Source organism: Paraglaciecola sp. QJM3NY_14 (genome assembly GCF_056173245.1).
The window spans coordinates 1,018,016-1,039,111 of sequence record NZ_CM149664.1 but is presented as its reverse complement, the minus strand read 5'-3'; the positions used below and the strand labels follow the sequence as shown (position 1 = coordinate 1,039,111).

Here is a 21,096-nt window from a genome sequence, read left to right as displayed (position 1 = left end):
GTCCTTTTAAATTAAAAATGGCCTATTCGACCGCACAATAACGTTTCTATGTATAAGACTTAAGAGCAAAGGAATGAAGTGAATATAAACCTAAGGCCAGTAACTAAAGCTAATTTTGAAGAGGTAAGTGATCTAGCGGTAAGCGAAGGGCAACAAGAATATGTGGCTGATAATAGCTGGTCACTGCTGGAATCAAAATACCATACAGGCTATACCTGTCGAGGCATATACCAAGGTAGCACGCCCGTGGGCTTTTTTATGTGGGTCGCTGAAAGTCCTCGTAAAATATCTATTTGGCGCTTTATGGTAGACGAGCAGTATCAAAAAAACGGTATTGGCCGAGTTGCTATGGAGCTTGCGCTACATGAAATAAAGCAAACAACGGGTTTACAAGAAATAGAGATTTGCTATAACCCTGACAATCCTGTGGCAAAGTCGTTTTACCAAAGCTTTGGCTTTACCGAAGTCGGGATGGATGAAGACGACGATGACATGCTTGCCATCATCAACTTATAGGAAGTTGCCCTTGGGTAGGTGATCTAGAAAGCAAAGTGGTAGCTAGCAAGAAGTGAAACAGGCGCAAAAAACATCAAAGCTGCAGGAAGAATCAAAAGAGCGTGACCATAAGTATCTCTTACGATCACGCGCGATATCTGAAGCGGTCTTGAACAATTACTCTGGCAAGGTAATGTTCAACTCCAAGACAGAACAATCTTCATTGTTGTCTAGCTGAACAGTCACTTGCTCTTCGTCTATGTTCACGTATTTACGAATAACGTCCATGATCTCTTTTTGCATCAAGGGTAAGTAGTCGGGCTGTTGACGCTTACTGCGCTCGTGCGCCACAATAATTTGTAAACGCTCTTTGGCCAGTGATGCTGAACTCTTTTTCTCTTTCTTTAAAAAGTAATTGAAAATGCTCACTATTTACCTCCTAGTAATCGCTTCAAGAATCCTTTTTTCTGTACTTCAAGGAAACGGTGTTTGACGTCTTCGCCAAGCAACCGTGACACAGCATCGAGATAAGCCTGACCCGCTTCTGATTCTTGATCTAAAATAACCGGTGCACCTTGGTTAGATGCTTTTAATACCGCTTCAGACTCAGGAATAACGCCAAGCAAAGGTACGGCCAGAATATCTTCAACATCCGCTACACTGAGCATTTCTGCTGAGGCAACACGTTCTGGGTTATATCGGGTAAGCAGCAAGTGCTCTTTGACCGTTCCGCCCTGCTCTGCTTTAAGTGATTTGCTTTGCAAAATACCGATAATGCGATCTGAATCTCGCACCGATGATACTTCAGGGTTCGTTACCACAATCGCTTCATCCGCGAAGTACAAGGCCATTTGCGCGCCCTGCTCAATCCCTGCTGGTGAGTCACATATGATGTACTCAAAGTCTTTGGCTAGGTTCTCTAACACGGTTTGCACACCTTCCATCGACAGAGCGTCTTTGTCCCGCGTTTGCGACGCTGGCAAAATAAACAAACCTGGGGTGCGTTTGTCTTTGATCAGCGCTTGATTCAATGTGGCTTCTTTTTTGATGACGTTTACAAAGTCATACACCACACGGCGCTCACAACCCATGATCAAGTCTAGGTTTCGCAAGCCCACATCAAAATCGATTACCACGGTTTTAAAGCCACGCATCGCTAAGCCTGTTGCTATCGCTGCGCTGGTTGTTGTTTTCCCTACGCCACCTTTACCGGACGTTACCACTATAATTTTAGCCACTACATTCCCTCACTAACTGTTTTAGCCAACCCACTGATTGAGTTTATCGACGACACGTGTTTCTCGCTTTGTTCTCGCTTAGCTCACACGAAATGCCCGTTAAATCACTGCAACCTGTATGGATTCACCCTCTAAAAATGCATGTGCCGGTTCTTTCCAGCACAGCTCACGTAATTTTTCATTCATCACAAAGTAGCCAGCAATCGAAACCAGCTCAGCTTCCATCTGTCGACAAAAAACCCGTGCATTTGTATCACCCTTCACACCAGCCAATGCGCGGCCTCGTAAAGGGCCATAAACGTGTATATGTCCATCGGCCAATACTTCAGCCCCTTCACTGACTGCCGCCATCACGATTAAATCGCAACCTTCTGCGTACACCTGCTGACCAGAGCGCACCGGTTTAGTGATCACCTTACTTGGGCGAACGACCGGAGCCGGCTCGGCAACGGTTTGTTCTGGCTCAACCTGCTTCACTTTCGCTTGCACAGGTTCAGCTGGGATCTCAGTACTTCTGGTCTTGGCTGCTGGCAGTGACGCAAGCCCCAACCCCATTACGGTGTAGCGCAATTCGGGCGTAGCGCCTCTACATGCGATCGGTTGTAATCCTTCCTCACGGCACACGGCAACAATATGTTCAAGTTGCTCATCTTCAAGCTGACCTTCGAATGAAGCTAAGTTGAGCACCAAAGGAGACGCATTGAAAAACTGTGGAGCGGTATCAATTTTTTGCTTTAGCTGCGCACGAAATAAGTCCGCGGAATACGCCTGAAGATCCATCACCACTGCTGTAAACGCAGTGCCTTTCATCTGAAAACACACTTTTGCCATTGGGCAACCTTAACCTACGAATAAGAACCAACGCACCTGTCGCAATCTGTGAATTCCCTAGTTACTCAGTAAAATAACTAAAAGACAGCGAAAAATAGCTAACAAGTACAAAAACTGGACGCCACTTTAACAAATAGAATTAACATCCGGAAATGAAACTACAAGAAGAATGAAAGATTTATGCCGAAATGGCTAAAGTCATAGATTTAAGGGCTTTTTAGCACGCATTATGCGCGAACCAACCCGGTTTCGTATCAATTCGGTAACACCAACCGATAAAATATTAATGTCTCAGCCGGATCATAGGATATTGAACGCGACACGTTTTGTCGTAGGGAGGTAATAAGATAGCTCCATTGTAAATTGAAAGGAACTTAATATGTGTGGTTATTGTATTGAAACATCTGCGTGTGAAACTTGGGAATCAGGAACCTTCGAAATAGGGAGCTTAGATGAAAATCTACGAGACACTTCAGCTTTCAATGCTCATATGTTGCCAGAGTTTACTTTTTACCAAGATTTAGGTTTACCTTATCTCCTTGAATACAAAAGTGACTGTGAATTGCTTCCTTGGTTACTTTACAAAAAAAGCATAAACACCCCTCTTTCCAAAGAAGAGATGAACTGTGGGCAGAACCTTTTAACCCAACATAGTATCGCGTTAAATCGCTTAGCCGAAGACGACTTACTATGGGCTTTTCCAGTACTACGTCATTTTCTAAGTAAATTTAATTTCAACTCTCAGATTTCCCCTAAAAATGGCGGCTTACAGCAACTCTTACACGAGTGCGAACGATATATAAAAGAAATTTCGAATCATTTTAAAACTCATATGGATAAAAAATACTTCAGAAATGAAACTCAAGCACCCAAAATTCAACAAGAAACCACGGCAAAAATTTTTCTACTAGTTGGCACTAATGAAGATGTCATACCCTCTCACCCCGCATTCGAGCAATTTCCACTAGCGTTATACTTTGCCACTGAATTGCTAATGCAATTTAAACCTCATTCAGTGATGCTGGTCAAACCGATATTAGCTATTTTCGATGCTCCTAGCTTTTGCTCGCATATGATGGCTTGGCAACGCTATCTTGCTACTCATGCAATATTACATTTAAAGTTAGCCAACCAACCGCATAACTTGATAAAAGTGCGTTTGTTTCTTCTCTATTACCTTGGACTGCGCTTTTCAAGTAACAAAATAATATTGAAAAAAATAATACACGCGATTCGAGAAATTCCAGTGCCAGATTCTGATTACATATCAAGAGAGCAAGCATTGGAAAAATTGATTCAATTTAATTTTGACTAAATCTTTTATATTTACTGTTACTGTTTATAAAAACTTACAATTTTCAAGAGCAAATCGCTATGCCATCACCATTAAGTTCTTTACGAAAGCAAACATCAACCACTCAACAGAAAATAAAACATCTACATCAGTGGCTTAGGGGAGAATGCCTTGAATCAGCTAGATTAGATGATTTGTTAAATCAGTGGGATGACATATTAGAGGAAATATTTTACTTTTTTGAAAGTCAGATTGAGGAATGCATTAGCTCAAATGAGGCTTGGAAAGAAAATGAATTAGATAGAGAAGAGCTATATGAAAACTTTTTAACATTGGGCGATGAACTTAATATCGAGGATGAAATCGAGAACTTGTTTACTATGCGAGAGATCGAAAAAAGTGCTATTCATGCGAAAAAAATTACTGAAATTTCACTGCAAGAATTTAATATATTGCGTGAAAAAATACTGTCGAATATATCAATACTAATCGAAACTGTTTGTAGCATTGTTGAATTTGATGAGACTTGACTGTGAGAATTAGATAAGTCGTAGGGCTACCGACCAGATCTTAAACTAAAATTTCGAATCTGTTATAAGCTCCGCCGAGCTGCTTAATTTAGCGAAAGCTTCTAGTTGTTTTTTGTTCATTTACATCTGCCTATCCTTAATTCTGATTAGAGTATGTTGCGATAAGCAGGCACACTAAATTAAGTACAGCGTCTTTCGGGGTTGAATTCGCGTTATAAACTTCTAATACGCCAGACTACGACATGTTCATCACGATAACTTGCCTTTTCAGAATTCTTATATTCAGCTATAGGGATTACTACATGAGGTTTTATTTTTACACTATGTTCTTCAAATCTACTATCTAACTCTTTTTGAAAAAGTTTCCATCGTTTTTTTATGGTACTCTCAGTTGCTCTCGTTACGACAATAAGATAACTATCTTTTAGTGACTTTTTCTTAGCTAACACTGCAAAATCAGCTAACCGAACCACATCTTTAATTACAGATCTAAATCCGAGCCTTACTTTTATTTCAACTAAAGTCAATATAGATTTATTGATAGGACTTTGTATAACGAGATCTATACGCCCAGCCCTCGAATCATTTGGTAATTTTATCCCAAGCTCCGATTCCAATTTAGAAGTGCTTTTTTCTAAATCAAAAGCTAGCTTATTTCTTTTAATAGCTTCAGCTAGTTTCACGGTTAAATAGTACTCTGGAAGCTCCCAAAGACTTTTCCCAGTCTGATTTATCGCCTTATTTGATATTTTTCTGACCTCTTCACCTAAACAAAATTTCATATATTTCAATCCTAATTTATTAGTTTACGGAGTAATTAAATGGTAACTATTAATACTTCTATGTTAATAGAAAATCGCTTCTTTTAGTGTTTTATAAACACTACACTTAACTACTTCAGGGCCGACAATTTTTATATCCTGAATATAACCTTGTAACCAATGCTCGAGCTCTCTAGTGTGAGTTACTTCAACCGTTACCTTGCTCCAAATTGTGTCTAGCTCGGTTATCTGTTGGTTTTCACCGATAATTGACTCTTTCAACAGCCGAAGTACATAGCCTTTAACCTCTAGCTTGAGTTTTATTACTCCCACCGATAGCCCACCACCTACTTCCCCGGACTCAACATACTTAGGCAGATCAAATTGGTTGTCGTAGTGCTCGTTCAATAGCGTTGCACTTCGCACTCTGTGGGCCAAGATCATTCGCGTGTCTTCATACCCCTCATATTGACAAGCAAACACTAATTTATTGTCTCGAACGATAAGTCCTAACAATTTTACCACCGAGGTGCGCTTACTGTTTTTATACTGAAAACTAACTTTTTTGTTTTCAAGTAAGCCGCGATAGAGCGTATCTGTAATATCAGAAGCCACCTCATGTGGTCTGACAGCAATACCCGGAGGCACAATAGCTACTTTATCCAGCCATGTTTTATAGATTTGATTAGATTCAAGGGTCTTATCTGATTTGTGAAACAAAGAAGTTAGGGCATTAAAAAGGTGCAGAGGAAGATGCTGGCAAAGATGTTTCTGAACTAACTTCAGAGATATCGCCTCTTCCGGAGATAGTGCTGGTAAGTAATTAAAGTCGGAATGCTGTGAATAAGACCATTTGTAACCCTCTGGTGACTCACCTGACACTAACCCAATGAGTGTTGAAAACGTATTTAAGTCCCGCTCAACTGTTCGCTTCGATACAACAAAACCTTCATCCATCAGTTTGATAAATAATGATTTAGCCGATGTCCATTTAGGGTAGACAGGGATCAGGCGCATCATTGTCAGTATACGTAGTAATGAATCTTTCTTAGCCGCTGGCACTTCGTTCCTCCCTTTGATCTGCAAAGGATAGTAGAACAAATTTGCGACACATTACGTCGCTAGCAATCAATGTAGGTATAATTTTTTATACGGAAGACTATAGCGAGGCGGTTTCAACATGTTCAACTGACAATACTGGCTAAAATCTGTATCGACTGATGTAGTTAAAGCGCTTAAAGTCAAAAGAAACGCAATGATATAAACAAAATCTACACGCTTTAAAAATCGAGACCTAGTGTATGGCGCCAAACGCACTAGTTACGCCTTGGCTTCACACATCTAATTCGAGGGTATCTCTGGGGGATAAAAACAGTACAGGTACGCCGGGTTTGACCATTTTTTCGGTGTAGTTTACCCAGTCAATTCTGTTTTTCTGGTCATCATGCAGCTTGATCACGTCACCTGTATTCGCTAGTCGAATTTTACCGAGCTGTTTTACCACTGTTGACTCACCCGGCTTTAACGTGACTTGCCCTACCGCAACAGCGTTGTCTTGATTGTCAGACAGGCTCCAGCCTGTTAGGTCAATCGCATCCGCGCCAAGATTAATCAGCCCTATCCACTCATTGCCCTTGTCGCTGTCTTTAGGGTTAACCATGGCAGCACTGATAAATATATCCACCACGTCGTCTTTTACCGTTTGCCTAGGCCCTGACGTGTTTTGAATATCACTTGGCTTGGCCACTTCAATCAGCTCAGGCGTTAAAATTGGCTCACCATTAACACTGTTCGGCCCGCGGGTATGAGTGCTCGAATCGCAATGGGTCATAGGGTTAGCGTGGTAAACCTCTGGCTCGAATTGCAATCCTGTCAGCTCTTCAATGTAAGTGACTGTGGTTTGATAAGTTTGGTTATTGTATTTTTTGCGCCCAGATTTGTCCGCTAAGGCTTTTTCGTCTTGAAACATGACAAACGCGCGCACCTCCAATTCATTCGCCTGATTGACAAAGCACACGATTTTGAAAAAGCCCGCAGGCACTAATGCCAACGCATGGCCACTTGGGTGCACACTACGATCATAATCTGCATAAAAAGGGCCAGAGAACGAGCTGATCTTACCGTCTTTATCTAAGTCTAAACCGTACACCCAGTCTTCAAGTCCTAACCATTCATCTTGATTTAGATTGGCATGCTGCAGGCACGCATTTGTGTAGTAAAACGTTTCGTTAGACGCGCGCTGGGCATCAATTGCGTTATCACCCCACGCGGCAGTGGTGCGCCTTGCCATATGGCCGCGATCCCAGTCGTTATTGCGATAATAGGCATTATCTAACTGAAAATCACTGCCAATACGGCTGTCAACGCGCCAGCGATTACTGCGACTGGTTTGCTTGTGTTTATTCTGATCAACGTTAAGTGCCACGTAAACAGCGGAGCGCCTTTCTGGCGCTCCGTTCATGACCAATGAATAGTGCACATAATCAGCCACACAATGCTCAGTTAAATCATCATCTCGCACGATGTTTTCATCAAGGTGCGGGGCAAAGCTTGGCAAGGGTAAAAGAAAGCCATCAAGAAAAGCGGGATCGTAAGCGCTCATCAGCAAAACTCCTTCCAAAAATGAATGAAGAGAAGACTGCGTAATACCAACTCTGTAGTGATACCTCAGATATGTTCATGACTAAGGTTAGTAAAGGATCTCACTTTACGATGAAACAAATATGAAGCTAAGTTGAAGAGCCAGAGGTAAAAAACGAAAAACTGAAAGGTGAAGAGCTAAAAAGGGAGAGGCTACAAAAACAAAGGATTCTGGTAAATTTGTATGCCCTTTAATAACTCACCAATGCCGGGGCGTTAATCTGTGCACTTTGATGGGGGATCTATTCTTTTGTACTGAGCAACTTAACGACGTCAAGACGTATGAGAGGGCATTAAAGAGCAATAATCAATATTTAATTAAGGTGCGTGTTTCAATGCTCTTACGGGGGACATTCACGTTCCGGTCCTCTTTCATATCCAGTGCGCTGTGCGCTAAATGTGGCCGCCCTTGGTTATCATATATATTGAATATAATCGCTTCATCGGGTCTCATGTGTGATTGATAAAACCACTCATGCTCAGGGTTTTCGGCCACCCCTAATATTTGCCCAGTGCGGTCAGGGTAAATCAACTCGATGTTCATTCAGTCATCTAACTGCATAGAGCTTGGGCGAATAAAGCCCAGTGGCGATGACATTATCGGTTGCGCAACGGAGCGCCACACATTCACAAAGCCATAATGCCCTTGTTGAAATTCTTTGGCGCGCCCTGCCCCCACTATGTCAACCAAACGTCTATTAACGCCCGCCTCGCTGTAATCATTATGCACATTACGCGCGGGTCTGCGGGTAGCGTTTGGGTCATCAACGCGCACTGTATGATCAAAAATCACCACCTCTTTTGCACCAATAGTATGCTTAAGTAAGCTGCTCAGCTCTGGCTCGTAAAGGTCTTTCCAACTATCACCCTGTTCAAAATCCTTCACCTGAGTATTCGCCTCAACAAACACAATGCCATCTTGTGAAAAATTGACCGCGTTCGCTTGGCTGCGCACATCACGAACCATTACATTGGCTGGCGTTAGCTCGGGTGAAATAATATTGCCAACAATACCATCAACATCAAATTGGAAAGCCTGAGGCACATCACGTCTAACGTGATAATTAACCCTTGCCGTCGTCATAGTCACCCTCCTCAATCGATCGAAATCAGGTCAGTCATTTGCTTAAATATTTTCCTATATCATAGGCTGCGAAATATAAGGAGTTAAGCGGCCGGGATAAACAGCAAGCGCGTATAAACAGAATCTTTAAATGAATGATAATGGCGGGGTTAAATCGAAGCTCTGACACTGAGATAGTTTATTTACGTTTGTACTCTATGTTTTCTATCGGACCAGACGGTCTAATTAATCACGTCACTCGATAAGCGATAAGTCAATGATTAGGCGCTCTATTCATGAAAAAAAGTACCATTGTGCCCGGTAAATCTATAAAAACGAGTACTCACGCTTTTTTAGCAACGAATTTCAGGGGACAGCCATGACAGACTTCAGAGTCAAAACACGCATCACAGATATGCTCGGTATTGAAAAACCCATCATACAAGCAGCAATGGGGTGGATTGCACGCTCACAGCTTTCATCTGCGGTATCGAACGCTGGCGGCATGGGCATAATCGAAACCAGCTCTGGAGAGCTTGATGCCATTCGCGAAGAAATTTTAAAGATGCGTGACCTAACCGACAAGCCGTTTGGTGTAAATATCGCTCAGGCGTTTGTTCGAGATCCTAAGATTTTGGATTTCATTATCGATCAAGGCATTAGGTTTGTAACCACCTCTGCGGGTGACCCAACAAAATACACCACCCAGCTAAAAGAGGCTGGCCTCACCGTATTTCATGTTGTGCCACACCTTAAAGGCGCATTAAAAGCGGTTGAGGCAGGCGTCGATGGGCTTATCGTTGAAGGCGGCGAAGGCGGCGGTTTCAAAAATGCGGATGACGTATCAAGTATGGTGCTTATTCCGCAAGTATGTGAAGCGGTAAACGTACCTATTGTTGCAGCGGGGGGTATTATGGACGGGCGCAGTATGGCCGCCGCCATGGCATTAGGTGCAGAAGGGGTGCTTATGGGAACGCGTATTTTAAGCGCAACAGAGAGCCCGGTGCACCAGAACTGGAAAAACGCCATCATAGATGCCGATTCAACTGACACTGTGTTTCTTAATCGAACTGGTCCTGGCCCTGCCCTTCGTGCCCTGCGCACAGAACGTTCAACGCGTATTCTGAATGAAGGCTCAGCAAATATTTTCAGCGAATTTCAAGATACCCAAGCCGTATATTTCGGCGGTGACTTAGAAGCAGGAATAGCACTAACAGGCCAAGTTGCAGGGCGGATAAAAGAAACAAAATCGATTAGGCAAATATTCGATGAAACAATGATGGAGTTTGGCGAAGTGACCGGACGTTTAGCCGCCTTAAGCAACCTATTAGAGCGTTAAGCAATTGGAGTCATCACAAAAAATAAAGCAGGCACATAGCTGCGCCTGCTCGTTTGGATAAAGCGCTTTAATTAAGCCGAGAGTTCTTTGCGAATAATCTCAGTGCCGGCGCTTAACGCATTCAGCTTAGCGCTTGTTACCTCTTGGGATAAAGGCACCATGCCGCAGTTGGTGCACGGATAAAGATTTTCGGCATCAACATACTGCAGTGCGTTTCGAAGGGTATCGGCCACCTCTTCTGGAGTTTCTATGGTATTGGTTGCCACATCAATGGCCCCTACCATGACTTTTTTGCCACGAAGTAGCCCGATTAATTCCATGGGCACTCGGGAGTTTTGGCACTCCAATGAGATAATATCGATATTGGATGATTGCAGCTTAGGGAAAATCTCTTCGTACTGTCGCCACTGTGTCCCTAAGGTCTTTTTCCAATCGGTATTGGCTTTAATGCCGTAGCCATAACAAATATGGACTGCAGTTTGGCATTTAAGCCCTTCTACTGCGCGCTCTAACGCGGCTATACCCCAATCATTAACCTCATCAAAAAAGACATTAAACGCTGGCTCGTCAAATTGGATAATGTCCACACCTGCGGCTTCAAGTTCTTTCGCTTCTTGATTGAGTATCTCAGCGAATTTCCACGCGAGCTTTTCGCGACTTTTATAATGGTTATCATAAAGGGTATCGACCATGGTCATAGGCCCGGGCAGCGCCCATTTTATCGGTTGCTTAGTTTGCGAGCGTAAGAATTTGGCATCTTCTACAAATACCGGTTTTTGCCGAGTCACGGGGCCCACTACCATGGGTACGCTGGCGTCGTAGCGGTTACGTATTTTAACCGTCTTACGGTTCTCGAAATCTACACCACTGAGGTGCTCGATAAAGGTGGTCACAAAATGTTGCCGCGATTGCTCCCCATCACTGATGATATTAATGCCCGCTTGCTGCTGATTTAACAATGACAAACGTAGCGCGTCCTGCTTCCCCTGAACAAGTTCATCGTCTTGTAACTTCCAAGGTGACCAAAGTGTTTCAGGTTGAGCGAGCCAAGACGGTTTAGGCAGGCTACCGGCGATGGTAATAGGTAAAAGTGTTTTCATGCTCTCTCTCTAATCGGGTCTTTATCATTCAGCTTTTATATTCGCAAAGCTGGTTTATTCTGTTTCTACTATTCAATTGCTATTAGTTAAATTGTCAGCCAATGCATTAAAAGGCGCTGTTTGCAGACCACTGCTCAAGAATAGGCTTATAGGGTTTGATGAAGTGCTCTTCAACAAACTTGCCTTGTTCAACCGCTAACTGGTTACGCTCTTCTCGATCGTATTCAATTTGGGTCAGCGAATGATCTTGATGGCGTAGATTCGGTTGGTAATGCTTACCCGCTACCGCGTTAGCGTTATAAATCTCAGGGCGGTAAATCTTCTGAAAGGTTTCCATGGTGCTGATAGTGCTGATTAACTCAAGATTGGTGTAATCATTGAGTAAATCCCCCGAAAAGTAGAACGCCAAAGGCGCAACACTGTTCGCAGGCATAAAGTAGCGAACCGTTAAGCCCATCTTTGCGAAGTACTGTTCTGTTAACGACGAACCGTTCGGCTTATATTCATAGCCTAATACAGGATGTTGATTTTCAGTGCGCTGATAGGTTTTGTTTTCTGACACGCTCAGGCAAATAACAGGCGGTTTACTAAAGTTTTTCTGGTACACGTCTGAGTCTACGAAATGCTTAAACAGCTTGCCGTGCAAATCGCCAAAATCATCGGGAATACTAAACGACGCTTTGCCTTTATTGTGCTGTGACAAAATAACGCTAAAGTCATAATCACGCACATAAGAGGAAAAGTTATTACCCACAATACCTTCAATACGCTGGTTGGTGACGTGATCAATAATATTGCTTTTTAAGATCTCAATGGTGGGGAATGTTTCGCCTTTTCCTTCAACGTCTATATCTACCGAAATAATCTCAAGCTCAGCCGAGTAACGATCGCCTTTTTGGTTATCCCAAAATGCTAAGGCATTAAAACGGTTATTGATCATCTGTAAAGCATTGCGCAAATTCTGTTGGCGACGCTTCCCTCTGGCCAAGTTAGCGAAATTAGTGGTAATACGGGTATTGTCCGACGGATGGTAATTTTCATCGAAACAAATACGCTTAATGGAAAATGTAAAATGGTTATTCATCGTGACCTGACAATCCGTTTATTGAAATAAAATCTATCGTGTAACTGCTGATAGGTGCACTTGGCGCTCAAGCAAACTTGTCGCTAAAACCCAAATGTAAAAAATGCTAATAACATCAAACGCCTCAAGCGTTAGCAGCAGAGTGTGTTTTATACGTGGAAGGTTAGATGAATAAAAATGATTTTATTTCATTAATACATGAGAAAAACTCATAGGTTGGAATTATCAATTGTGGTGGATATTCAATATTACAGGCACCCCACTGTGAATTCAGCTAAGGGGGCTGGGAACAGGGAGAGTTCTGACAGCATCGCCAAAGTCAAAAGTCAAAAGTCAAAAGTCAAAATCAGGCAGTCTAAAACCCCATGCAACAACAAGCCCCATGAAAACGTAGGGCTCCAGTCATTATTTAGCAAAAGCGAGTGAATCCCTTTCACCGCGCTACAGGCCATAGAATTCATGTTTTCGAGTTTATATAATGTAAATATGTCAGAGTAAACGTGCTAAATAACCTTGGAAATTATTAGCTAATTCACTGCCCCAATGGTCTCAAGTTATTTTTATATGTAGAGTGACTCAATACCTGCCAGTGATGAGATTCTATTCGAATACAGCTGAAACGAAACATGTATCAACGGCGACTTTTAATGGAGGGATCATTTGAATATAAATTTACGCGAAAGCCATCTTTGCAATTTGTCAGAATGGTCCAAGCGTTTATTTTAAACCGGCATACGAAATTAAATTAATACCGTTAAAACTTTCATGCAGATAGACCTCCAATAAGTAACCAGTGTTCACCGGATACTCCCTCAGGCTTGTTATCATTATCAAGTAGACATTGTAATTTGAGCATTGACTCCGTTAAAAGAACGTCTTCCGCCATCATTGATGTATAGCCAACATTAGTAACAATATCCACGTTGTCATATTGAAGTAAAATTTCTGCTAACTCATGGGTTTTCATTTCGTCAATAACACCTTACTGGTTTAGTCTTATTTAAAATTGAATACGTCACAATAACTTGCCAAAAGCGTTTACTGTAGCCAAAATTTTTAAACAAAGTGCTTAACCTGATTAGAATAACTCACCCTTTTTTAATATGTTTAGCGTAATAGTTAATCCTGCTTAGTTTCTTGACCCTCATCAATTTTATCCATTTTAATAAACTCCTCTAGCGCTGCGCCAGGGTCTTCTTCTCCCGCGATAGACTCTGCAATCGGACTTGCCGCCTCAGCTTCGGAATCTTCGAGTACAAGGTCTTTTTTATCTTTTACTTCATCATTTTTATTCATCATTAACGTTCCTATATTTGGTTGATTAGACTTGCTGTTAACACTGCTCTGACTGAGTTGCGGCTTTCCTCGCTTTGAGTCCACGGATAAGCTCCTCTAAATAGGGTATGAGCTCCAGCGCTACCGCGATAAATAATACTGTTATTAGATAGGTCGTGGGCAGGGGGGCTTCCTTTAAAGTAAGTGAAAGATCAGGAGGAAAACCATTAGCCGAAAACAGTGACGTAAAATGAGGCCAATGACGTGCAATAATTAGCACTAACGCTAGAAGAGGAATCATTTCTAAAAAGCTGTGCACATGCTGTTCAATAGGACCCACGCGCCTTTTACTGACTGCATAGGAGACATCCCAAAGTGCGGTTAATTCGTGAAGAATGAAGAGCAAGATACTGATACCAATGATCAGCGCATTAACCTCAAACAATAGGACGAGCATGAGTGGGATCCCGACCTCAGCAAACATGAGTAAATGAATGAAAGACTCTTTTGCACCGCTTGTTTTTGCAATATTGCTGCGTCGATGACAAAACCAGTCTACAACTCCTGCTAGAAGCCAAACCGGAATGACAAAATACATTAAAATCACGAGAGTAGGTTCACTCATAAAGACCGTCTCCTTACATCTAATAGTCGGGGTGTTCACGCGTTATCAGCGAGTACACCACTAAGTTCACTTTAAAATTTCATAATTAATTGGCTTGTATTTAAAGTTATTCGATTCACCAGCTGAGCACGCCGTTAAACCTACTATTAGGTCCATAGAGGCTTCAAATATAGTGTAATCACCGGCTTTACTTTTTGGTGGAAGAACTTTAAAGCTACCGTCCTCACCCACCTCAACATTCATGAATGTGTTGAAGGTCGTTCCGATTAAATGCTCAGGTATACCGAATTCAGAAAATGCATTCACTAAATTTCCATGACACCCAGGAACAGGCTTTTCATTTGGGTAAAAATGCTTGAATGTATCAACACTGCAAGGCGTTAATAGAAAGTCGTGATCTTCAACCATGTCTTCAACAATTTTCAGCATAACGTTGCTTTGATTGGAGTAAAGTTTACTGCCCACCTTAAATGTCAGCGATTCGTTATAATCTAACGAACGACCAGAAGACAAAAACTCCTTAAAATTATGTTCATTAAAGCAATATATATCGGCTACTTGCTCCCCTAAAGGATCGGTAACTTTCAACCGTTCCCCTTTCTTCAATTTAAATGCTGTGCCGCTTCTAGGTTTTATTTCGTTACTCATCTTTTTTCCTCGTTGAAAATGGACATCTCCATGAATTGCTGACCGCCCTACCGCTGTATTGCCGGGCTTCAGAAAGTTCACCATGGTCGTATAAATTTGGGTTAGGTGAGCCAGAAAAAACTTCTTCATTTGTTCTGATTCTGTCTCTTAATGCCGTGAACTTGTCTGTTTCCTTCAATATCTGAAATTGGCTATGTAGGTTAAAAACGATAGCGGGGTGTTCGAATCTTCTCGCTCTTCGCTCTGCAAATGGTGAGAGACCTATGATGAAAAATGCTTCTCCGCCGAGACTAAAGCTAAATTCACTATCATCCGGGTTATCACTTACTCTTCTATCCCACGTGTGGGTCATTGAGTCTCGGTTATACAAATTTTGGAGCTTACTCCACAAGGCGTCTTCAAACTCTTTCTCACTCGTTAATGTCGAGTTTTTAAAAGTGGCCACAAAGCTAAAATATAAAGGCTTACTCGAATTATAAATAGTTATAAATTGATATAGCTCATCAAGTATATTTTGATTATTTTGATTTGAGAAAATATCACCAAAATCACGTGTGACGATTTGATCTTTATTTAATGCTATCTTTGCTCCGACACAGGGAAAACCATCCTGCTTAATGAAGTTTTCTATCGATGAAGGTCGTTCTCCTTGAGAATTCATAAATTAATTCCCCCTCTGACTTAAGTAAGAAATAACAATGAAATTAGGAGTTATTCATTGAAAAATTAAATAATGCTTGTGATCTTGCTGCTGTCTTAAGAAGTATGAGAATTGCAATTCAATTGATATGCCATATTTATTGAAGTGGATGAATTTCGCTGTGGCACAAGGCAGCACAGTAATTGAAGAATTAAAATTTGAGACTGGGCGTTAATACCGCCAAGCAAGTAGAAAAGAATACCCCCTTCACATGTAAATTTTTCATTTAATCTTTGCCGATCCATTTATCTCAAATTGATAATTGTAATTAAGAGCAGATGATAAGCTAAAAAATTAGAGCCAACATTGAGGTAGACCAACGCTTCCTCAACCTATTTAACTTTTCGATTAAATTACAAGGATACTGGCTGTCATAAAGCACATATTCTGCGAACCTGAGGCTTTAAGTTTTGAAGCTTTCAACTTTGTACTACGCTGCACGTTTCAAAGGGATAAGGAAGGATTTGTTAGAGATACTTAGTCAGGGGAAGATCATAAAGAGGTTAAGTTATCTATAAATCTATAATCGTGCAGAGCACTTATGGCTTAAAAATTTGTAGAACTGGGATGCGGTTAGAAATAGTGTGATGTGGTGAGCTAGGCTCACCACGTCGTGTACTTTCACTTCGTGCATTGTCACGTCGTACTGTTACGCACTAGCAACTTTCACGTCGTCAAAGTGTTTAAATGTTTCTTTAATTACATCTTTTTGATCACTGTTGTCATAATGCACTCCGACTAGCACAGAGCCCTCTTCAATCGCGTCTTCGTAAAATTTCACTTCATGCTCAGGGATTGCTAGGCCTATCGCACCACCAATGATCCCGCCTGCAGCCGCTCCCGCTCCGCCTGCCGCTAGAGCTGCCACTAATGGACCACTCGCAAGTACCCCTACACCGCCGGTCGCAACCACTCCAACAGCAGCAAGCCCCCCGACAATCGCCGCCAAGACACCACCTGATGAAGCACCTATGGCAACTCCCTCTGGTAATTTAGAATGGTCAGTCAGGGCGAAACTGTCTTTGGTAATTGAATCGTTAGCCACTAGCGAAATATTCGCGTCGCTGAAGCCTTTGTGTTCAAGCATGGTTATGGCTGCACTTGCTTCGGCGGGATTTTTGAATAGTCCTGTAATGATATCACTCATAATTATCTCCTTTGATTGAGAGCGTTATTGCTCTTGACTTACACCTAGCTACAGCAACCTTCGAGCCATTTAATGTAGGCAACAAAATATCAGGCTGAAGTGGGCGTAATATAAAGACAAAGCGAATTTTCTGTTAAAAATTAAGGCTTTCAGTAATGGGAATAAATTACCTGCCCCGTGTGCTTCACCGTGTAAAAAAGTGCTCAAAACCATTGGTTTTTATGGTGCTCACATATTCCATACAGTGCCTTTGGGGCATATCAGGCGCTTTACCATGACGTTACGCTGGTAGGTTACAACGCGGTCAACGTTTGTATGATGACCCAGCCTATCTGCCTTTTGGAATTTAGCTAACTGACTCGCACCTTTCATGTGCTTTGATTAAGTAACAGTGCTACTGGGGTCTTCCGCTCGTGCGCAGTGCGGCTTCAATACCAAACTTATGGCGCCGAACTTAAGTTCTTTTGAGTTTTTCGTGCATTTATAACGAACTGCTATAACGAACTGTATTTTTAGCGCTATCTATTGAAGTGAGCGGACCAATTAGCCACCACGTGCTGGTTCTGACTGTCATTCACTTATCAATGTGGCTTGCTCTTTGCTGCTTAGGCTTAATATTGGCAACTTAAATGCGCTAATAAAATCACTTTCAAGCGTCACCTCGTCGCAATGTGACCTAAAACAAGAACAACAAATTTTATGCATTGGGAGATTAAATGAATGTAAAGTTGGTCGCAAAGCGCGCACTCGTGCAGGCTGTTATAACAGTAGCCGTATTGCTTTTTACGTGGTTGATAATAGGAAACAGCAAAATATTCCTTGTTGCTTTCGGAGGGATCTTGATTGCCGTAATGTTTTCTGGATCTGCTCGTTGGCTCGCGAAAAAGACAAACATCACGGCGAAAGTATGGCTTCCAATTTCTATGCTCGCTCCTGTATTGCTGTTAGGCCTTTTAATGACTTACGCTGCCCCCAAGATATCAACGCAAGCGAATGAATTGGTCGATAGAATGCCAGAAGCGCTAGAGTTCGTTCGAGGCCAATTCACAGAATTCAGCTCAATCGGAAAGTTTAACGATAATCTAGACAAAATCACCAACTATGATCCAAAGATGAGTACAGTAATGAATGCTGTCTCTAGCTTATTATCATCAACCATAAATGGCTTCGGAAACTTCATATTCGCTATTATTTTGGCAATATTTTTATCTATAAACCCCAATTGGTATGTTAACGGCGGCCTTAGTTTGGTTCCTTTACAGCATAAGAATAAAGCGCAAGATCTTTTAAAGCGTTGCGAGACTGCTTTAGCAGGTTGGCTACTCGCTAAATTAGCATCAATGGTCATGGTCGGCCTGTTTACAACTGTTGGCCTGTGGGCATTGGGGATCGATTTAGCGTTAATACTGGGGATTATTGCTGCTCTTTTATCTTTCATCCCTAACCTTGGTCCTCTGTTAGCATTTATCCCCGCAGGTTTAGTAAGTATTCTTACTGGAATTGATACATTGCTTTACGTTTCTATTTTGTATGTTGGAGTACAAACTGTAGAAAGTTACGTTCTCACACCAATACTTCAAGCTGAGATTGCAAGCTTACCCCCCGCTTTAGTTCTGTTGGTCCAAGTGTTACTAGCCAGTATGGTGGGTATGGCGGGTGTGTTATTAGCTGCCCCATTGACCGTTTTACTCATCGTTATTACCAACCAACTTTACGTAAAACGCCTTCAAGGTTATAAAGAACAGGATAGTAGTTAGCATTTTACAACCCGTTTCTTGATAGCCAATGTTGCATGACATATACACAGCGTAATTAAGGAGATAGACATGTTTGTTAACGATCCACTAGCCGACCTTTTCCTGCGAGCAATAGTGTTAACGGGAATAGCTATGTTCTGGGTCGTTTTACTTGTGCGAGTAAATGGTTTGAGGTCGTTTTCTAAGATGACCAACTTTGATTTTGTTATGACAGTCGCCATTGGCTCTTTGCTGGCAGGAGCGAGCCAGTCAACCGACTGGACCAGTTTCGTGCAGACAATACTCTCTATGGCAATGCTCTTCATCGTCCAATTTACCACCGCTACTATTCGTAAAAAATCATCAACGTTCGAGTCTGTGATGCAAAATCAGCCCGCTTTACTCATGAAAGACGGAGTCATTTTACATGCCGCCTTAAAAGCGACTCGTGTTGCAGAAAATGATCTCATTGCGAAGCTTCGAGAAGCAAATGTTTTGCACCTCTCACAAGTTCGCGCTGTCGTGCTGGAAACCACTGGCGACATTTCTGTCATCCATGGCGACAGCTGCTCTGATGTCATACTACAAGGTGTTCGAACGGTGAAGTGAAAGTAGAAGTAGAAGTAGAAGTGTAAGTGTAAGCCAACAATCAGTGCACTACCTGTTTACTATCGCAACGACTTGTTAAGCCAATATTCTTCTATGGCTTTTTCCGCTACGGCACTTAACACATCTCTATTAAGAGCTTCTGAGTAACCCATAGTTGATCTTGCTAATTCTCTATCGACTATTGCAGTCGCGACCAAGTCGACAGCGTCATCTAATGAGTCACCTGCTTCGCAATAACGAACGTGATGCTCACAGTTTGAGATGTGCTGTTGATTGCCAGCAAACCACTTTTTGAAAACCTGTAGCGCTAATGCCTTATATCTAGGTTGGTGTCCGCCGAAGACGATCATAAAGATGTTAGAGCTGGGGTAATCGCCCTCACTGCAGACCCTTTCAAGGTTACTCACAAGGTTATCTATCTCATCATTAACGGCTTCGGTCATCAATTTGGCATATATTGACTCTAGCTCTTGTTGGTACAGGCTCATTGCACTGTGAGGTAGCACATCTGAATGTTCGATTCGTTCTAGCAGTTTCCTGGTTACATCGGCGACTTCTTTACCTAGGCTCAGCGGAGCCTGTTGGCGAATTTGTGACACCCACCTATTCACCTGACAAAGAGTAGCCTTATCTACTGAATGACACAGTTTATAGTACACCGCTAATGTCCCATGACTCATCGCTTTCAGGCTTTGATAGCGCTCATCGTTTATGACATATTCTTTTACTTTACTTCCCGCTTTAACGATAAGCCTGCTATCAATACGACAAATTAGCATGACCTCCCCATCATTAATGCTTGCAACCGCTTTTGCTTTCTCAACTTGATAAAGTCGATGAAATTGAGCATTAATTTCTCCTAAGGGATTGCCTTTAGGTTCTTGTATCGAGTCTTCAACAATAATTGCCATTACATTCACCTCAAGCGTTCTGCTTCGCGCACAATAATGTGTTCACCTTTATCTTCGCCCTCAACGTAAAAACGAATCCACAACAAGCTTAGTGCTGTTCACTGAATTGCTCTTGTCATCACAGTAGGCGGTATACAAAACGCATTCCACAACGATACATAATCGTCCATTACATCTAAGTGGCATACAGATTGCGTTGTAGATACGGCAAATTCAATAATATCTAGGAGGACTTTATGAGTAATCAATACGATAAAAATAGTATTTCGGAAACGTTTGCAGATGCCATAAGTGAAGAGGAGAAGCGCAAGTTATACAAAGCGGTTTCCAACCAACGTCACAAAGCGATGAGTACGCTAACTGGGGTAAAAACCTTTGTCAAAGCCAACCCTATCAAGGCCACTGGGCTAGCGGTATTAGGCGGGTTATTAATTACGTCCATTTTCAAAGGTAAATCCCACCACTAATTTCACGATAATCTATGCAGCGGAGCATCCGTGGCTCTCATCACCTGTTTCGCTGCAGTTCTACAATTCCAACAATAATGTTTTCAATGCCGCCGATACAAGCGCCACTTGACGTATATGACGCATACCATAAACCGCTCAACCTCTCTTATCAGTAGCTATTATTTTTAGCTTAAATACGGCATTGACGTGTAATTTTTTCCTCATGCTTATGCATTAATGACAAAAACCCTTCCACATCCTCATGCTCTATATTTAGCAACAGTACTAATGAATAGCTAAATCACTCATCGCAAAGTCCTTTCACTACTAATCGAGGTATTTGGCACATCTATTGCTGAATTTCATGTGAGATACCAAACAAGTGAATAGTCGTAGTTCTTAAACTGTTAGAGGGGATACAAAGTGAAAACATTCCAAGATAGATATAATTTGCACGTTGATATTGATGCCATTGAAAATCACATAGACGGCACATTTCGCAAGCTCAACCGTACTACCCGCTCATTACATAAACCAATCCCCAGCCACCGCAGAGATAAATGGCAAGACCATAACCTAGAGCGATTATCAAGCCGTTAATCACGTTCAATTAGATCCCAT

The 21,096-nt window shown here is 42.0% G+C and carries 23 protein-coding genes and 1 pseudogene; 8 read left to right on the top strand and 16 right to left on the bottom strand.

The annotated features are described in order from the left end of the window. Window positions 1-78: 78 nt before the first annotated feature. Window positions 79-516, top strand: a complete 438-nt coding sequence (locus tag AC0VYA_RS04400; protein ID WP_475490191.1) for a GNAT family N-acetyltransferase — start codon at window positions 79-81, stop codon at window positions 514-516. A 156-nt stretch (window positions 517-672) separates the two neighbouring features. Here AC0VYA_RS04400 and minE read toward each other — a convergent pair whose 3' ends face one another. The 3 genes from minE to minC all read right to left on the bottom strand — a co-directional run bounded on the left by minE (window position 673) and on the right by minC (window position 2,564). Beyond that, window positions 673-924, bottom strand: a complete 252-nt coding sequence (minE, locus tag AC0VYA_RS04395) for a cell division topological specificity factor MinE (protein WP_475490190.1) — start codon at window positions 922-924, stop codon at window positions 673-675. Then, window positions 924-1,733, bottom strand: a complete 810-nt coding sequence (gene minD, locus AC0VYA_RS04390) for a septum site-determining protein MinD (protein WP_006990634.1) — start codon at window positions 1,731-1,733, stop codon at window positions 924-926. Before minD ends, minE begins: the two co-directional genes overlap by 1 nt. Window positions 1,734-1,832: 99 nt before the next feature. Continuing rightward, window positions 1,833-2,564, bottom strand: a complete 732-nt coding sequence (minC, locus tag AC0VYA_RS04385; RefSeq protein ID WP_011573811.1) for a septum site-determining protein MinC — start codon at window positions 2,562-2,564, stop codon at window positions 1,833-1,835. Window positions 2,565-2,943: 379 nt separating this feature from the next. Here minC and AC0VYA_RS04380 point away from each other — a divergent pair, with 379 nt between their 5' ends. Both AC0VYA_RS04380 and AC0VYA_RS04375 read left to right on the top strand, forming a co-directional pair. Continuing rightward, on the top strand, window positions 2,944-3,879 hold the full coding sequence (locus AC0VYA_RS04380) for a hypothetical protein (RefSeq protein WP_475490189.1): 936 nt from the start codon (window positions 2,944-2,946) through the stop codon (window positions 3,877-3,879). 59 nt (window positions 3,880-3,938) lie between these two features. Continuing rightward, window positions 3,939-4,388, top strand: a complete 450-nt coding sequence (locus tag AC0VYA_RS04375) for a hypothetical protein (RefSeq protein ID WP_475490188.1) — start codon at window positions 3,939-3,941, stop codon at window positions 4,386-4,388. A 212-nt stretch (window positions 4,389-4,600) separates the two neighbouring features. On the opposite strand, the gene AC0VYA_RS04370 is transcribed toward AC0VYA_RS04375, so the two are convergent. The 4 genes and pseudogenes from AC0VYA_RS04370 to AC0VYA_RS04355 all read right to left on the bottom strand — a co-directional run bounded on the left by AC0VYA_RS04370 (window position 4,601) and on the right by AC0VYA_RS04355 (window position 8,873). After that, window positions 4,601-5,170: a hypothetical protein gene (locus AC0VYA_RS04370; protein WP_475490187.1), complete on the bottom strand. Its 570-nt coding sequence runs from the start codon at window positions 5,168-5,170 to the stop codon at window positions 4,601-4,603. A gap of 63 nt (window positions 5,171-5,233) precedes the next feature. After that, window positions 5,234-6,211 (bottom strand): helix-turn-helix transcriptional regulator, encoded by a 978-nt coding sequence (locus AC0VYA_RS04365; RefSeq protein ID WP_475490186.1) that lies wholly within the window; start codon window positions 6,209-6,211, stop codon window positions 5,234-5,236. 271 nt (window positions 6,212-6,482) lie between these two features. Continuing rightward, window positions 6,483-7,751 (bottom strand): DNA/RNA non-specific endonuclease, encoded by a 1,269-nt coding sequence (locus AC0VYA_RS04360; RefSeq protein WP_475490185.1) that lies wholly within the window; start codon window positions 7,749-7,751, stop codon window positions 6,483-6,485. A gap of 345 nt (window positions 7,752-8,096) precedes the next feature. Next, a pseudogene (locus AC0VYA_RS04355) lies at window positions 8,097-8,873 on the bottom strand (CmcJ/NvfI family oxidoreductase). A gap of 358 nt (window positions 8,874-9,231) precedes the next feature. Between AC0VYA_RS04355 and AC0VYA_RS04350 the strand changes: the two are divergent. Continuing rightward, on the top strand, window positions 9,232-10,191 hold the full coding sequence (locus AC0VYA_RS04350; protein ID WP_011573808.1) for an NAD(P)H-dependent flavin oxidoreductase: 960 nt from the start codon (window positions 9,232-9,234) through the stop codon (window positions 10,189-10,191). Between the two features lie 71 nt (window positions 10,192-10,262). On the opposite strand, the gene AC0VYA_RS04345 is transcribed toward AC0VYA_RS04350, so the two are convergent. The 8 genes from AC0VYA_RS04345 to AC0VYA_RS04310 all read right to left on the bottom strand — a co-directional run bounded on the left by AC0VYA_RS04345 (window position 10,263) and on the right by AC0VYA_RS04310 (window position 16,770). Then, complete coding sequence (locus AC0VYA_RS04345) at window positions 10,263-11,291, bottom strand: methionine synthase (RefSeq protein ID WP_475490184.1); 1,029 nt, start codon at window positions 11,289-11,291, stop codon at window positions 10,263-10,265. A gap of 106 nt (window positions 11,292-11,397) precedes the next feature. Continuing rightward, on the bottom strand, window positions 11,398-12,375 hold the full coding sequence (locus tag AC0VYA_RS04340; protein ID WP_011573806.1) for a DUF1852 domain-containing protein: 978 nt from the start codon (window positions 12,373-12,375) through the stop codon (window positions 11,398-11,400). A gap of 763 nt (window positions 12,376-13,138) precedes the next feature. Beyond that, complete coding sequence (locus AC0VYA_RS04335; protein WP_041713332.1) at window positions 13,139-13,342, bottom strand: hypothetical protein; 204 nt, start codon at window positions 13,340-13,342, stop codon at window positions 13,139-13,141. A gap of 152 nt (window positions 13,343-13,494) precedes the next feature. Next, window positions 13,495-13,674, bottom strand: a complete 180-nt coding sequence (locus AC0VYA_RS04330) for a hypothetical protein (RefSeq protein WP_041713330.1) — start codon at window positions 13,672-13,674, stop codon at window positions 13,495-13,497. Window positions 13,675-13,708: 34 nt separating this feature from the next. Next, on the bottom strand, window positions 13,709-14,275 hold the full coding sequence (locus AC0VYA_RS04325) for a diguanylate cyclase (RefSeq protein WP_475490183.1): 567 nt from the start codon (window positions 14,273-14,275) through the stop codon (window positions 13,709-13,711). 66 nt (window positions 14,276-14,341) lie between these two features. Further along, window positions 14,342-14,923: a DUF1989 domain-containing protein gene (locus tag AC0VYA_RS04320; RefSeq protein WP_475490182.1), complete on the bottom strand. Its 582-nt coding sequence runs from the start codon at window positions 14,921-14,923 to the stop codon at window positions 14,342-14,344. Then, the gene (gene gntA / locus AC0VYA_RS04315) at window positions 14,916-15,584 is read right to left on the bottom strand and encodes a guanitoxin biosynthesis heme-dependent pre-guanitoxin N-hydroxylase GntA (RefSeq protein WP_475490181.1); all 669 of its coding nucleotides are present in this window, start codon (window positions 15,582-15,584) and stop codon (window positions 14,916-14,918) included. Before gntA ends, AC0VYA_RS04320 begins: the two co-directional genes overlap by 8 nt. A 688-nt stretch (window positions 15,585-16,272) precedes the next feature. Further along, window positions 16,273-16,770, bottom strand: a complete 498-nt coding sequence (locus AC0VYA_RS04310) for a hypothetical protein (protein WP_011573802.1) — start codon at window positions 16,768-16,770, stop codon at window positions 16,273-16,275. Window positions 16,771-17,486: 716 nt separating this feature from the next. On the opposite strand from AC0VYA_RS04310, the gene AC0VYA_RS04305 reads away from it, so the two are divergent. Continuing rightward, complete coding sequence (locus tag AC0VYA_RS04305) at window positions 17,487-18,527, top strand: AI-2E family transporter (protein WP_475490180.1); 1,041 nt, start codon at window positions 17,487-17,489, stop codon at window positions 18,525-18,527. Window positions 18,528-18,596: 69 nt separating this feature from the next. After that, window positions 18,597-19,115 (top strand): DUF421 domain-containing protein, encoded by a 519-nt coding sequence (locus tag AC0VYA_RS04300; protein ID WP_475490179.1) that lies wholly within the window; start codon window positions 18,597-18,599, stop codon window positions 19,113-19,115. Between the two features lie 59 nt (window positions 19,116-19,174). Here AC0VYA_RS04300 and AC0VYA_RS04295 read toward each other — a convergent pair whose 3' ends face one another. Further along, on the bottom strand, window positions 19,175-20,026 hold the full coding sequence (locus AC0VYA_RS04295; RefSeq protein WP_475490178.1) for a hypothetical protein: 852 nt from the start codon (window positions 20,024-20,026) through the stop codon (window positions 19,175-19,177). Window positions 20,027-20,262: 236 nt separating this feature from the next. Here AC0VYA_RS04295 and AC0VYA_RS04290 point away from each other — a divergent pair, with 236 nt between their 5' ends. Both AC0VYA_RS04290 and AC0VYA_RS04285 read left to right on the top strand, forming a co-directional pair. Beyond that, window positions 20,263-20,493 (top strand): hypothetical protein, encoded by a 231-nt coding sequence (locus tag AC0VYA_RS04290; RefSeq protein ID WP_041713328.1) that lies wholly within the window; start codon window positions 20,263-20,265, stop codon window positions 20,491-20,493. A gap of 405 nt (window positions 20,494-20,898) precedes the next feature. After that, entirely contained in the window at window positions 20,899-21,075 is a 177-nt protein-coding gene (locus AC0VYA_RS04285) for a hypothetical protein (RefSeq protein WP_198136257.1), read from the top strand. The last annotated feature ends 21 nt before the right edge of the window (window positions 21,076-21,096 follow it).

Bases quoted from the DNA above. Each gene is read 5' to 3' on its own strand.
- minC (WP_011573811.1), bottom strand. From the start codon at position 2,564: ATGGCAAAAGTGTGTTTTCAGATGAAAGGCACTGCGTTTACAGCAGTG.
- AC0VYA_RS04380 (WP_475490189.1), top strand. From the start codon at position 2,944: ATGTGTGGTTATTGTATTGAAACATCTGCGTGTGAAACTTGGGAATCA.
- AC0VYA_RS04375 (WP_475490188.1), top strand. From the start codon at position 3,939: ATGCCATCACCATTAAGTTCTTTACGAAAGCAAACATCAACCACTCAA.
- AC0VYA_RS04370 (WP_475490187.1), bottom strand. From the start codon at position 5,170: ATGAAATTTTGTTTAGGTGAAGAGGTCAGAAAAATATCAAATAAGGCG.
- AC0VYA_RS04360 (WP_475490185.1), bottom strand. From the start codon at position 7,751: ATGAGCGCTTACGATCCCGCTTTTCTTGATGGCTTTCTTTTACCCTTG.
- AC0VYA_RS04350 (WP_011573808.1), top strand. From the start codon at position 9,232: ATGACAGACTTCAGAGTCAAAACACGCATCACAGATATGCTCGGTATT.
- AC0VYA_RS04345 (WP_475490184.1), bottom strand. From the start codon at position 11,291: ATGAAAACACTTTTACCTATTACCATCGCCGGTAGCCTGCCTAAACCG.
- AC0VYA_RS04340 (WP_011573806.1), bottom strand. From the start codon at position 12,375: ATGAATAACCATTTTACATTTTCCATTAAGCGTATTTGTTTCGATGAA.
- AC0VYA_RS04335 (WP_041713332.1), bottom strand. From the start codon at position 13,342: ATGAAAACCCATGAGTTAGCAGAAATTTTACTTCAATATGACAACGTG.
- AC0VYA_RS04330 (WP_041713330.1), bottom strand. From the start codon at position 13,674: ATGATGAATAAAAATGATGAAGTAAAAGATAAAAAAGACCTTGTACTC.
- AC0VYA_RS04325 (WP_475490183.1), bottom strand. From the start codon at position 14,275: ATGAGTGAACCTACTCTCGTGATTTTAATGTATTTTGTCATTCCGGTT.
- AC0VYA_RS04320 (WP_475490182.1), bottom strand. From the start codon at position 14,923: ATGAGTAACGAAATAAAACCTAGAAGCGGCACAGCATTTAAATTGAAG.
- gntA (WP_475490181.1), bottom strand. From the start codon at position 15,584: ATGAATTCTCAAGGAGAACGACCTTCATCGATAGAAAACTTCATTAAG.
- AC0VYA_RS04310 (WP_011573802.1), bottom strand. From the start codon at position 16,770: ATGAGTGATATCATTACAGGACTATTCAAAAATCCCGCCGAAGCAAGT.
- AC0VYA_RS04305 (WP_475490180.1), top strand. From the start codon at position 17,487: ATGAATGTAAAGTTGGTCGCAAAGCGCGCACTCGTGCAGGCTGTTATA.
- AC0VYA_RS04300 (WP_475490179.1), top strand. From the start codon at position 18,597: ATGTTTGTTAACGATCCACTAGCCGACCTTTTCCTGCGAGCAATAGTG.
- AC0VYA_RS04295 (WP_475490178.1), bottom strand. From the start codon at position 20,026: ATGGCAATTATTGTTGAAGACTCGATACAAGAACCTAAAGGCAATCCC.
- AC0VYA_RS04290 (WP_041713328.1), top strand. From the start codon at position 20,263: ATGAGTAATCAATACGATAAAAATAGTATTTCGGAAACGTTTGCAGAT.